The 12,701-nt window shown below is 61.2% G+C and carries 12 protein-coding genes; 1 reads left to right on the top strand and 11 read right to left on the bottom strand.

The genetic code is table 11. The features are described 5' to 3' along the window. The first annotated feature begins 835 nt into the window (after positions 1-835). Complete coding sequence (locus tag PZN02_RS26590) at positions 836-1,822, top strand: tetratricopeptide repeat protein (RefSeq protein ID WP_280661947.1); 987 nt, start codon at positions 836-838, stop codon at positions 1,820-1,822. Between the two features lie 612 nt (positions 1,823-2,434). Here the strand turns inward: PZN02_RS26590 and PZN02_RS26585 are convergent. The 11 genes from PZN02_RS26585 to PZN02_RS26535 form a co-directional block, all read right to left on the bottom strand. Then, entirely contained in the window at positions 2,435-3,148 is a 714-nt protein-coding gene (locus tag PZN02_RS26585) for a GntR family transcriptional regulator (RefSeq protein WP_280663291.1), read from the bottom strand. Positions 3,149-3,323: 175 nt separating this feature from the next. Continuing rightward, positions 3,324-4,058 (bottom strand): aspartate/glutamate racemase family protein, encoded by a 735-nt coding sequence (locus tag PZN02_RS26580; RefSeq protein WP_280661946.1) that lies wholly within the window; start codon positions 4,056-4,058, stop codon positions 3,324-3,326. A 10-nt stretch (positions 4,059-4,068) separates the two neighbouring features. Continuing rightward, entirely contained in the window at positions 4,069-4,791 is a 723-nt protein-coding gene (locus PZN02_RS26575) for an ABC transporter ATP-binding protein (RefSeq protein WP_280661945.1), read from the bottom strand. Positions 4,792-4,794: 3 nt separating this feature from the next. Next, positions 4,795-5,574 carry an ABC transporter ATP-binding protein gene (locus tag PZN02_RS26570; protein ID WP_280661944.1) on the bottom strand — a complete coding sequence of 260 codons (780 nt, stop codon included), beginning with the start codon at positions 5,572-5,574 and terminating at the stop codon, positions 4,795-4,797. A gap of 4 nt (positions 5,575-5,578) precedes the next feature. Further along, positions 5,579-6,565: a branched-chain amino acid ABC transporter permease gene (locus PZN02_RS26565; protein ID WP_280661943.1), complete on the bottom strand. Its 987-nt coding sequence runs from the start codon at positions 6,563-6,565 to the stop codon at positions 5,579-5,581. A 4-nt stretch (positions 6,566-6,569) separates the two neighbouring features. Beyond that, on the bottom strand, positions 6,570-7,436 hold the full coding sequence (locus PZN02_RS26560; protein ID WP_280661942.1) for a branched-chain amino acid ABC transporter permease: 867 nt from the start codon (positions 7,434-7,436) through the stop codon (positions 6,570-6,572). Between the two features lie 121 nt (positions 7,437-7,557). Continuing rightward, the gene (locus PZN02_RS26555) at positions 7,558-8,757 is read right to left on the bottom strand and encodes an ABC transporter substrate-binding protein (RefSeq protein WP_280661941.1); all 1,200 of its coding nucleotides are present in this window, start codon (positions 8,755-8,757) and stop codon (positions 7,558-7,560) included. Positions 8,758-8,987: 230 nt separating this feature from the next. Beyond that, positions 8,988-9,347, bottom strand: coding sequence for a low affinity iron permease family protein (locus tag PZN02_RS26550; protein WP_280661940.1), 360 nt, complete (start codon positions 9,345-9,347; stop codon positions 8,988-8,990). Positions 9,348-9,441: 94 nt separating this feature from the next. Next, positions 9,442-11,034 carry an IS66 family transposase gene (gene tnpC / locus PZN02_RS26545; protein WP_280661939.1) on the bottom strand — a complete coding sequence of 531 codons (1,593 nt, stop codon included), beginning with the start codon at positions 11,032-11,034 and terminating at the stop codon, positions 9,442-9,444. Positions 11,035-11,108: 74 nt separating this feature from the next. Further along, positions 11,109-11,453: an IS66 family insertion sequence element accessory protein TnpB gene (gene tnpB / locus PZN02_RS26540; protein ID WP_280661938.1), complete on the bottom strand. Its 345-nt coding sequence runs from the start codon at positions 11,451-11,453 to the stop codon at positions 11,109-11,111. Then, on the bottom strand, positions 11,450-11,797 hold the full coding sequence (locus tag PZN02_RS26535; RefSeq protein WP_280661937.1) for a transposase: 348 nt from the start codon (positions 11,795-11,797) through the stop codon (positions 11,450-11,452). The genes tnpB and PZN02_RS26535 overlap by 4 nt, the downstream gene beginning before the upstream one ends. Positions 11,798-12,701 lie beyond the last annotated feature (904 nt).

Genomic DNA, 12,701 nt, shown 5'->3' with positions numbered 1-12,701 from the left:
GTGGTAAGTGAACGTCTGCAGGAAGGCCGCAGCACATTTGCGGACGTCCCCCATATTGCTCCGACGCCAGATTCAGCGGCGAGACCTCATCATCATCTATCATGACTTAGACCGGGCTTCATTTGCAGCAGTCGATGCCGGCCAACTTGTCGGTCCAGGATCTAAGCGCGAGCAGGCTCGCGCCTGCTGAGCAGTTCATGAGCCGCGGCATCACGCGCGGATGGTCACCGCAATATCAGAGGCCAACGACTGCCTCAGCCAAGTCCAGAATCGGAGCCGGCTCGTCATGTTCACACTAAATTAGACGCGGACGGTAAGAATCCGCTTTGAGACGGTCGCCCGATTTCCCGTATCGCCTGCGTCGTTTGGGAAGACGAGAAAAACGCACGTTGTTTTCCGCTCGCATCCCGCGCTCCAGCCTGATAAAATCAATCACGACGCGCGCCGGTACCGGGCGCTTCGTTCTATACTGCATAGACACATTGAATGGCCGTTGAGCCTGAGACTTTTGTTTTAGTTTTACCATATTGGATCAACATTTTTTATTGGTCGGTATCGCGAGTACCGCCTCAGAGAGGCGAAGATGACAATAAATGTTATTGGCTATGCTAAAGAATTTGAGAAAATTCGGAAAAATTGGAACAGAGTATATCGTTCGGATCCAGACTCTCATCCTTTACTCTCCTGGACTTGTCTGAAGGAATACTTTTCCTGCCGGGAACGATGGTTCATTCTGGCCTTCCGGCAGACTGACCATCGCTACGACGCTTTTCTGCCGCTGGAGGTCACGACTCTCCAGGATGACGACACGGGGCTTTTCTCAGACCAGCTTCTGATGATCGGCAATCGCGAGGGCGGCGAGAGTGGCTTCCTCTGCATACCCGGCCTGGAGACCAAGGCGGCAGACGCCTTCGCCGGCTTCCTCATGAGCGAAAGTTGGACGAGCATGCGGATCGAGCTTTGCGAGCCCTCTTCCGCCAGGCTCGAACACTTGCTGCAGGCGTTTCCCGACGGGCCGCTTGCCCGAAGCTGCGAGGATCGAGCGAGAGGCGAGATGGACAAGGATCCGGTTCATAGCGTGATTATCAGAACCCGAACGGGCCGAAACCTGCATGACAGGCTGAACCGCCGCAGCGTCGGCTTTGTGTTCGAGCGGGCGATGGCGCTGCATGTCGAGGGCGAGCTCGACGCGGCGGAAGCGGGATATCGTCAAGTGATCCGCACTATCCCCGGCCATGTGCAAGCCCGCTACGCACTTGCGCAGCTCTGCAGCGACAGGGGCGACCACGCCGAGGCGGAATATCTCTATCGCTGGCTGCTATCGGCGCTTCCCGACGCCGACGAAATCCTTCATCGGCTTGGCGACGCGCAGATGGAGCAGGGCGCCTATGGCGAGGCAAGCAAAACCTTCGAGAAGCTCGTTGGAGGGCATCCCCATCGGGGCATCCTGCGCTACAAGCTCGCGGTCACGCTTCTGGCCGCCGGCCGCAGGGATGCCGCCATCGCAGCCTTTCTCAGTTTCGACGAGGTCGCGTCGGACGACGCGGACCACATCCGCTGCAAGCTGAAGGCACGTGAGATCCTGCGCCGCCTCGAACCCGTCTGCGGCATGGAGAAGCAACCGGAGGTGCAACCGCAGCCGATTTCCTTCGAGCCGACCGGCCAGCTGTTCGGCTACTCGGATCCGGTCCCCGTGCCTTCGGCGCGCTTCCAGACACTTGCGCCGTGGTTGCTCGAGCCATCTCTTCCCAGCGGCGCTTGGGTGCACCTGCACGTCCGATCATGCGAGCACGACTGCAAGGGCTCGAGGCTGAAGCACTAATGCTTGTCGCCCATAAGTGTGCAGCGGTTTTGGGGCAACGACACAACGACATGCACAAAAGCAACGATCTAAAGCGCGTCGCGTGAATACGTTTGCACGCGACGCGCTGTTTGCTGCGGGTCGGTGGGCCTGCCCGGCGGAGAGCAATTCCAATCGATACATTATGCGATTTTTGAAGCACGGCACGGGAACATCGCCATGAATGAGGTCAAGCAGCCGTTCGGGACTGCCACAGCGCAACCAGATCCGCTCCATGAGTTCGATCCGCGCCAGGGGCTGCCCTGTAGATTGCAAAGCGTTTCCCGCCCGTCGCCTTCTGCACTGAGGCGGCGCAGCACGCGGTCTCAGTGCGCGATATCGGCACCCGCATGCTGTCGGACCAGTCGTGCTAAATGAGGCAGGCTACGAAGAACGGCTTTAACGGCCCGATTTGATGGAGGAGCTGGGCGAGCAGGTCTACATCGCGAAGGACGTTCTGATCGACCTCCGCGTATCCCCCAAGCGCGCTCGCGACCTTTCTGCGGAAAGTGATAAGGGGGATGCCCTGATCGATGCCGCTGATGTGATCAGGACTCGCCAAAGCAGCTTGATATTCCGGCGTCCAGCTCGAAGCTATCCGCGCAGGACATCGGCAAGGTTTTCCGGCTTGGGCTCCGCTCGTTGAAGGTCGAGTCCGGAGAGGAGATCGAAAAGATGATCCTTCATCAGTTGCGCCGCTTTGTCAGGATCGTTGGCTTCAATCGCGTCGACCAGGGCGTGGTGTGCGTGGCTTTCACACGTGGTATCCCGGCGCCTCCAATAAAGTGCGATGATCAGCGATGAGTGCGAAACAAGATCGCGGACAAAGCCTGTCAGGACGGACTGATCGGCAATCTCGGCGATGCCGACATGAAACATGGCGGAGAGCATGATGGCATCGCTGTCGCGTCCGGCATGCAATGCCTCATGTTCCCTCTCAAGGTGACTGCGCAGCAGCCGCACATCTTCGGGCTTGGCAATCTTTGCGGCTAGCGCCGCCACTCTCGGCTCGATTAAGGCGCGGGCTTCGAAGACTTCGCGCGCCTCCTTTGTCGAGGGCTGCGCGACAAACGCGCCGCGATTAGGTTCCAGTCGAATTAGCCAGTCATGCGCAAGCGCCTGGAGGGCCGCTCGAATGACCGTGCGGCTCACCGAATAGATAGATGCCAGTTCGTCTTCTGGCAGTTTGGTACCCGGAGTCAGGCGATGGCTGACAATAGCGTCGCGAAGGCCGTGATAGATCGGCGACCAGCGCTGCGCCGGCTTCTTGCGATCGTTTTCGGGCATAAGAGTCTTCAACATATTGATCACTTATGTCGGTTGAGCGCGCACAAAAACCACTTCAAACGCGCTCGTGCACCATTTCCTGCACCTATTATCAGGCCATCGGGCGCTGCGCGCTTTGGACAACACGCATTGGCAGCCCTGGTCTCTGCGAGGGCGCCTTACGGTCAATCGCACTCGCGGAAATCCCCACGCATGCTCACCGCGCCTTCGGAGACCACGGCGCATAGTACCCCACAAAGCGTTTGGCAAGCGGCGCGGCGTAGCCTCCGACCTTCGATGTCCTGAGGCCGAGTGCCGAAAGCGTTTCGGCAAGCCTGACCGCGCAGGCAACGCCGTCAAGCACCGGTACGCCATGTTCAAGCGAGAGCGCGTGGGCGAGATCGGCCATGCCAGCGCAGCCGAGTACGATGGCTTCGGCCCTATCTTCGGCTATCGCGCGGGCGATTTCGGCGGAAACTCGGCTGCGGGCGTCGGAGCCCGGCAGTTCGAGGTCGAGCACAGCGACATCGGAGGCTCGAACCTTGGCACAACGGGAGGCGAGGCCGTATTTTGCAAGGTTATGCTCGATCGCCGGTATCGAGCGCGCAAGTGTCGTAACGACGCTGAACTTACCGGCGATCAGCGTGGCGAGATGGAAGGCCGCTTCGCCGATGCCGATCACCGGCATCTCGGTGGCGCAGCGTGCCGCCTCGAGACCTGTGTCGTCGAAGCAGGCGATCACATAGGCGTCCGCAGCGCCAGCCTTTGCCATCTCCGCGATTATACCCGGAACGACGAAAACCTCATCGTAATAGCCCTCGATGCTCGGCGGCCCGTCTTGCGGGTTGACCGCTACGATCTCCGTAGTCGGCGACGCCGCGATCTGCGCCGCCGTACCGATCTTGTCGGTCATGGAAGCCGTCGTGTTCGGGTTTATGACGAGTATGCGCATAGGGGACCGCCTAAAATTCGCCGCCGAGATAGAGATGCTTGACCCGTTCGTCGGTCCGCAGCTCGGAGGAATTGCCACTGAGCGCCACCTTGCCTGTCGTCAGCGCATAGGCTCGCTGAGAGATGCGCAACGCCATGCGCGAGTTTTGCTCGACAAGCAGGACGCTGACCTTTTCGTCGCGATTGATCGCGACGATCGAGCGGGCGATGTCCTGCACCAGCTTCGGCGCGATGCCGAGCGACGGCTCGTCGAGCAGCAGAAGACGTGGCCGCGCCATCAGCGCGCGGCCGATGACGAGCATCTGCTGCTCGCCGCCGCTCATCGTGCCGGCCTGCTGCGAATAGCGCTCCTTGAGACGAGGAAAACGCGTGAGCACCATCTCCATGCTTCGCTGGATTTCGGCCTTGTCGCTGCGGGTGAAGGCGCCCATGAGAAGGTTGTCGCGGACTGTCATGAAGGGGAAGACGCGACGCGCTTCCGGCACCATCGAGATGCCCATTCGGACGATTTCGTCTGCGGCAACGCCATCAATGCGCTTGCCGCGGTAGTGGATCTCGCCCTTGCGGATCCTCCTGAGGCCGGTGATGGCGCGCAGAATGGACGTCTTGCCCGCGCCGTTGGCGCCGATCAGCGCGACGGTCTCGCCTTCGTGGACCTCGATCGACACGCCCTTAAGCGCGTAGACGTGGTCGTAATAGAGTTCGACGTCATCGAATTTCAGCAGCGGTTCCATGGCCTACAATCCGATCGTTTCGTCTTCGGCACCGAGATAGGCCTCGATGACCTTGGGGTTCTGCTGGATTTCTGCCGGCGTGCCCTCGGCAATCTTCTGACCGAAATTGAGCACCACGATACGGTCGGAAATATTCATGACGGCCGGCATGTCGTGCTCGACCAGAAGCACTGTGATGCCGCGTTCGCGGAGCTTGCGGACGATCTCCAAGGCGCGCCGGGTTTCGTCGTGGTTCATGCCGGCGAAGGGCTCGTCGAGGAGGATGACGGAAGGATTGGTCGCAAGCGCGATCGCGATGCCGAGCGCGCGCAAGTGGCCGTGGGGCAGGTTGCTGGCGACCTCGTCGCGCATTGCCACCAGACCGAGGAAGGCAATGATCTCGTCCGCCGACGTGCCGAAGGCATCGAGGTCGCTCCGCGCTGCGGCGCTGCCGAAATAGAAGCCGGCAAGACTGGCCTTCGAGCGCAGATGATGGGCGGTCACGACATTGTCGCGCACGGTCATGTTCTTGAAGATCGTTGTCTCCTGGAAGGTCCTGACCACGCCCTTGCGGGCGGCGATGTGCGGCGCGAGACCGGAAATGCGTTCACCCCTGAAGCGCACCTCGCCGCGGGTTGGCCGAAGGAAGGAGGAGATCAGCTTGAACAGCGTCGACTTGCCGGCGCCGTTCGGTCCGATCACGGACAGGATCTCGCGCTCGCGCACAGTGAAAGACACGTCATTGACCGCAACGAGGCCACCGAAGCGCTTGGTGAGCCCGACGATTTCGAGGATGTCCGGCATGGCGCTACAGGCTCCTCTTGCGGGGCAGGGCGAGGCTCAGGATGCCGTTCGGCAGCACGAGCATGAGCACGATCAGCACCGTCGAGAAGATCAGGAGCTGGAGTTCGCCCGTCTGGAACAGGAGGTCCCAGCCGAAATAGAGGACGAAGGTGCCAAGCATGGGCCCAAGTACGTAACCGAGCCCGCCAAGGAAGCAGTTGAGCATGAAATTGACGGAATCGGCGACGGTGAAGCTCGACGGATAGATCGACTGGGAGATCGAAGCGAACATCGCGCCGCCGACGCCGCCGAGGAAGGAGGAGAGCGCATAGGCGATGACGCGGAGATAGGCGATGTTGACGCCGATCGACGAGGCAAGTTCCTCGTTCTGCTGCAGCGACTGGCAGAGTTGCCCGATGCGCGAATGGGCGAGCCGGTAGAGGCCGAGGAAGCACAGCGCCATCAAGAGCACGGCGACGATATAGAAGGCGAGGCGGGGATTGGCGACCGTCGCGAAATCCGGAACGAGGGTCAGGCCGAAAAGGCTGATGCCCGTCGGCAGCGGGATGCTGACGATCCCACTGGCGCCGTTCGTAATCGGCAGGGCAAGGGCGAGGAGGCGGGCAACTTCGGTCAGCACCAACGTGACCATGGCGAAATAGACGCCGCGCAGGCGCAGGATGGGCAGGCCGATGAGCACGCTCGCTGCCGCGCAGAAGAAACCTGCCAATGGCAGGGTCAGCCAGAAGGACACGCCGTAATTCATGACCAGGATGGCCGAGACATACCCACCCATCAGCGCATAGGCACCCTGGCCGATATTGATGCGGCCGATATAGAAGGTGATCCAGACGCCCGCACTGATGATGCTGAGCAATGCCACCGATGTCAGCGTGTAATAGAGGTCGCTGCGACCGGTCGCGTTGATCAGCAGCGGCACCGCCACAAGCAGAACGAGGAGGAAGAGGACTGCCGAGACGATTTTGACGGTCGCGGTCTGTGACTTGCGCATCGCATCAGCCCCACGGTTTGCCCATCAGCCCGTGCGGGCGGATGCTCAGGAAGATCATCAGCAGCGCGAAGATGACGAGGTAGGTGACGTCGCCATATTCGCGTAGGGTGGCGAGGCCGACGGACTCCATCATGCCCAGGATGAAGCCGCCCGCGATCGCGCCACCGACAACGCCGGCGCCGCCGATCATCACCATCAGGAAGGCCTTGATGGAGATCGGTCCGCCGATACCGGAATTGACGCCGGTGATGCTGACGAGGAGCCCGCCGACGATGCCCGCGAGCATGGCGCCAAGCGCGAAGCCGATCATCGAATAGCGCTCGACCTTGACGCCCATCAGTTGCGCGGCGACCCGGTCCTGCGCCAATGCGCGCATCGCCCGACCGGGTTTGCTGTACTGCATGAAGAGCATGAAGGCGGCGATCATCAGGATGGCGACGACGCCGACGACGATGCGGTCATAGGGCAGGATCACCCGCTCGGAGACGAAGACACCGCTTATGATCTTCGGCACGCCGCGCTGCTTCTCGCCGAAGAGCAGCAGCATGACGGCGTCGAGAAAGAACGCCGTCGCGGCCGCGAGCAGCATCGTGCTCTCCTCCCGCTTGCTGCGGCGGATAACGGTGCGGAAGAGAAACTTCTCCATGAGCGCGCCGATGATCGCGAGGGTCACCCCCGAGCAGACCAACGCCACGACGAAAGGCAGCTTGAGCTGGCCGTAGACCGTGTAGGTCACGAAGCCGCCCAGCACATACATCTGTCCATGCGCGAAATTGAGCACGTTCATCAGCGCGAAGATCAGCGTCAGTCCCAGTGCGATCAGCGCGTACTGGGCGCCGAGATAAAGTCCGTTGGCAATCACCTGTTCCATGGCGGCGGATCCGGCCGGTGGAGGTTCGGGGTCATTTCCGAACCTCGTTTGATGTGCCGGGCGCGGCCGAAAAACGTGCCCGTTTCCGTCCGCGCCCTTGTCGCTTTCTTATAGGCGAATGTCAGTCGACTTGGCCGACGAACAGAGTCTGGAAAGCACCGTCCTTGAATTCCGTCACCACCATCGGCACGGAGAGCTGCCGTTTCTGGCCGAAGGAGGTCGTGCCGACATATTTCAGCGTGCTGTCCTTGGCGTAGGGATTGGGCGCGGAGAAGCCGTCCATGGTCTTCTTGAACTCCTCCACATTGTCGATCGCCTTGGGGTTCGCCTTCAGCGTTTCGATGATGTATTCGAGCGCATAGACCTTGGTGTTGGACTCGTCGTTGTACTCTCCGAACTTCTTGGTGTAGCGCTCGATGAACTCCTCCATCACCGGCGTACGAATTTCCGGCGTCGAGGCACCTCCGACCGAAATGAAGCCGTTGGCGAGCTCGCCAGCGCCCTCCTGAAGCACGGTCGCGTCCTGCGCCGTTTCGGCCGAGATCAGGCCCTCGTAACCGAGTTCGCGGGCGGCGCGGAGTAGGAGCGGCGCATTGGCAGGGGCCACACCCGAGAGCACGAGCAAATCCGGCTTCAGCTGCACGATCGGCGTCAGCACCGGTGTGAAGTCGCGGGTGTCATTCTGGTAGGTGTCCCTTTCGGCGACCACTTCGAGGCCGAGTTCCTTGGCTGCCGCTACGCCGCTGTCACGCTGGCTGAGCGGGTCGGACTCATTGGCGGCGATGAACGCGACCTTCTTCACGCCCTTGTTTTCCTTGAGGTATTTATAGATGGCCGGTCCAGACTGATAATTTGCGACCATACCGAGGACTGCATTCGAGGCCGGGGGCGTATAGAGCGCCTTCGGGAAGGCGTAGGGGAAATAAATGATCCCCTTGGATTCCGCCACAGGGCGGACGGCTGCCGCGCCGTCGTCCACGTTCGGCCCGACGACATAGTGGATGCCTTCCTGGGCCATCTTTTCCATGCCGGCGATGGCCCGCTTCGGATCCTTTTGATCGTCGAAGGTGACGATCCTGATGTTGTACGTATCGTCGCCGATCTTCACGCCGCCCGTTTCGTTCAGCCAGTCGGCCCGCGTCTGCATCGAGCGGACGTTGGACGTGCCCCAGGCAGCGGCGGGACCGCTGGTCACACCGACGAAACCTATCTTGAGCTCCTTGTTCTCGGCATGCGCGGAAAAGACTCCTCCCGCCGTGATTGCCAGGAATGAAACGGCGCCGAGCGCCAGCGATTTCAATGTCGAGCGTCTGTTGATCATCTCACTCCCCATCCCTTTGATCCGGCGCTTTCGCGATCCGGACAGATAAGGGAAGCCCTAAAAAACACTCTTGTCAACATTACCGCAACTTTTTGTATACAAAACTGGGTACGGCGAGCGCTCTTAGGTCTGGGCCATGCTTCTGGAGATGGACGCGAATAGCCCAGCGATCGAAGCAGTTGTCGCCCCCGTAACCTCCGGCGCGATCACGTGGGGCACACATAAACTCCCTATGGAGTTGTTGCCTCTCGACCTGCTCTTGGCTGCTTGTCAGCTTCCGCTTCGAGCCGCGCGACTGTCGCCTCGATGTGCTCTGGCTGTTCGTGCTCTAGGCCGACCGCGTCGTTCCGGGTCTCACGCATCGACACGATGATTTCGTCAAGCTTGGCGTGGATTGCCGTCGTGTCGCGATAGCCTTGGATCAAAACGATGCTGGTGATCACTATTGCTGCGACTGACAGAGCATAGGTGACGACGCCAGTGAAGCCGAAAGGCACCAAAGCGGTGCTGACCACCATCGCCGCAATTACGAAATAGAAGCCGGGGGGGCGAGAAAGAAAATCGGCCATTCGAAAAAGAATATGATCCACTATCAGTTCTCCGACAAATCCGTGCTCTCATTAACGCGCCAAGGCAGCTCTGGTTCGGGCTCGGGGTTCTTCGTAAGCGGCAAGCTGAGGCCGTTCAGGCCGCGTAATTCCACGCCATGAGTGCGTCGATTTCGCTGCTCGGCCAGCCGTTGGCAATGCGCTCGAGGGTCTGAGTGAGCCAGGCAAGCGGATCGACGTTGTTCATCTTCGCCGTCTGCAGCAGCGTCGCAATGGTCGCCCAGCTCCTTCCGCCGCCGTCGCTGCCAGCAAAGAGCGAGTTCTTGCGTGTGATTGCCTGGGGCCTGATTGCTCGCTCGACGATGTTGGAGTCGAGCTCGATGCGGCCGTCGGTCAGGAAGCGTTCGAAGATGGCGCGACGCGAGATCGCGTAGCGGAGCGCCTCAGCCAGCTTCGATTTGCCGGAGACCCGCGGTAAGGTTTGCTGCCAGAGGGCAAAGAGGTCAGCGACGACCGCCGCGGAGGCCTCCTGGCGCGCCGCGACACGGGCGTCCGGACTTTGGCCGCGGATGGTCTCCTCAACCTGCCAGAGCTTCGCCATCCGCTCGACCGTCGCCGTTGCAACCTCGGAACTTTTGCCGACATGCAGCTCGTAGAACTTGCGCCGACTGTGTGACCAGCAGCCCGCCAATGTGACGCCGTCATTGCCGGCATCGGAGCGGACCAGCTTGTTATAGGCGGCATAGCCGTCGACCTGCAGAATGCCGCGATAGCCGTTCAGATGCCGGGCGACGCACTCGCCGGCCCGACTGTCCTCGAAGCGATAGGCCACCATCGGCGGGCCGCTGCCGCCAAAGGGTCGATCATCTCTGGCATAGGCCCATAAATAGGCCGTCTTGGTCGATCCGGAGCCGGGAGCGAGGGTCGGCAAGGTGGTCTCGTCGGCGAAGATCCGCTCCCCCTTCTTGATCTCATCAAAGAGGTAGTCGGCGAGGATCTCCAGCTCGAACCCGAGCTTGCCCATCCATTGCGCCATCAGCTTGCGATCGAGCTCGACCTTGTCGCGGGCGTAGATCGCCTCCTGCCGATAGAGCGGCAGGCCATCGGCATATTTGGAGACGGCAATCTGCGCCAGAAGCGCTTCCGTCGGAATGCCGCTCTCGATGATGTGTGCCGGCGCCGGCGCCTGGATGACGCCGTCCTCGTTCTTGAAGGCATATTTCGGGCGGCGGGTGACGATGACCCGGAACTTCGCCGGCACCACATCCAGCCGCTCCGACACGTCCTCGCCGATCAGCACCTTCTGCTTGCCGGCATGCGTGGGCAGCTCTTCCGGCTCGATCACCACTTCGATCCGTTCCAGATGGGGCGCAAAGCCCTCGCGCGGTCGCGCCGGACGTTTGCCATCCGGACGCTCTCGGCCCTTGTTGACCTGTGCCCTGATCGCGGCGATGCCGGTCTCGATCTCCTCGAAGACAAAGGCCTGCTGCTCGTCATCGATGGTCGCAGAGCCGAGCTTTTCCGATCGCCGGCCGAAGCGGGCGCGATCGAACGCCTTCAGGATCTGCGTCAGCCGCTCGATGCGCTCATCGGCATCGGCATTGCGCGCCTTGAGATCGGCGACCTCGTTCTCCAGCGCATCGGTCCGTGCCGCCTTCTCGGCCATGGCAAGCACCATGGCTTTCAGCGCTTCTACGTCATCCGGAAGGTTGAGATCGGGCGGCGTCATCGGTTCGACCAGAGCACATTTTGCTCCGGTTTTCCTGTCCTTTCAGGCCGCTGATTCACTTCGCCGCAGGGCATTTACCCGACAATTTCCGGCGGCTTGACCGGCACGGCGCGAACCCGCTTCCAGTCCATGCCATCCACCAGTGCCAGAAGCTGGGCATGGTTGAGCTGGATCCGGTTGTGGCCGATCCGCGGCCAGCAGAACTGCGCCTTCTCCAGCCGCTTGGCATAAAGGCAGACCCCGGAGCCATCCCACCAGACGATCTTGATCCTGTCCGCCCGTTTGGCCCGGAAGACGTAAAGCGCACCGTTGAACGGATCGCTGCCGGCGTCCCGCACCAGCGACAACAAGCTGTCCGGACCCTTGCGAAAGTCGACCGGATGACTGGCCAGGAACACCTTCACGCCGGAGGGGATCATGCCGATCGCACCGCCCGGATCACCCGCTGCAAGTGCGCCTCGTCGACGTCCGCGCGAGCGCGCACGACAATGTCACCGATGACGACCTCGATCACCGCTTCGCCAGCATATGCCGCGACTGCCTCGCAACGCGTCGGTTCGGTGGAAACCTTCCGAGCGTTTAAGGCCGCACGACGCCAGCCAAAGAGCTGCGACGGGTGAATGCCGATCCGATGCGCGATCGCCGAGACGCTCGCGCCTGGCTCCAATGCCTCCGCCACCGCCCGTGCCTTGAACTCATCCGACCAGCGCCGGCGAAGCTGCCGCGGCGCACCCTCAAGGCGGTCGGCAACAGCTTCGATCATATGGAAGGTTCTAGTTCCAGAACTAGGCGCAGACATAGAAGCTCACAGCAGCTCATCGTGTCCGCTACCGATATCTGACTGCTCACCCCCTCCGCCAGACGGGGTCTGCTTGCCGCTTACGGTTCTTCTGACGAATGCTCGCTCCATCGGCGGCCTCCCTCATCCCCTCGAACGACGGGTGACGCACTTTTCCGTCGTTCGTCAGGCGCGAACAGCCCGGTCGATTGCTGAATGAGCCACCTGGGTTGATTGTCGACAAGTCAGAGTGCGTCGGAGGGAGGGCTTCAGGCGGCGACATCTGTTGGATGAAGAGCGGGTGCGGATGTTCTGCAACCGGCCACTGGAGCGTCAGCGAGCTGTGTCGACGTTATGGCGTTGAGCCCGCGGCACCTTTTACGAATGGCGCAAGCGGCACGCGAGCGGCGCGGCGGCTTGGTTCGTCGACCGGTCGCACGCCGATTTTTCTTTCCCGCATCGCACCCCGGCGGTCATCGATACGCAGGTAAGGTCAAGAAAACTCCCGCGGGATTGCGAACAAGCGAATGCACTCGCCCGCAGGCCCACAGATCGTTACAGATCGGGAAACCGACAATCCTGCCAGAAATGATAGGTCCGCCTCCAGCAAAGCAGCCGATCAATGGACATCGCGCTCGGAGCCGGTAGGCCGACCTTTGGGCCATTACGGCCCCAGCAATTTGCGACGAGGTCCTGACTTTTCTCCGATCAGGCCTCTGGTTTCCGCCAGCTTCTTCATGCAGCCCTGCTCATCGCCGGCTTGCGCGGGCGACGGGGGAATGCCATCAGACTTGGCTTTTGCCGCTCCACGAACGCGAGGTCAGCTCAATCCAAAAAAGGAAAGGACGGCGAGCACGATGACGACGGCGCCTACAAGCCAAATAATATT

The organism is Sinorhizobium garamanticum, assembly GCF_029892065.1.
Taxonomy (GTDB): Bacteria; Pseudomonadota; Alphaproteobacteria; order Rhizobiales; family Rhizobiaceae; genus Sinorhizobium; species Sinorhizobium garamanticum.
This window is presented reverse-complemented; position numbering and strand designations above follow the sequence as displayed.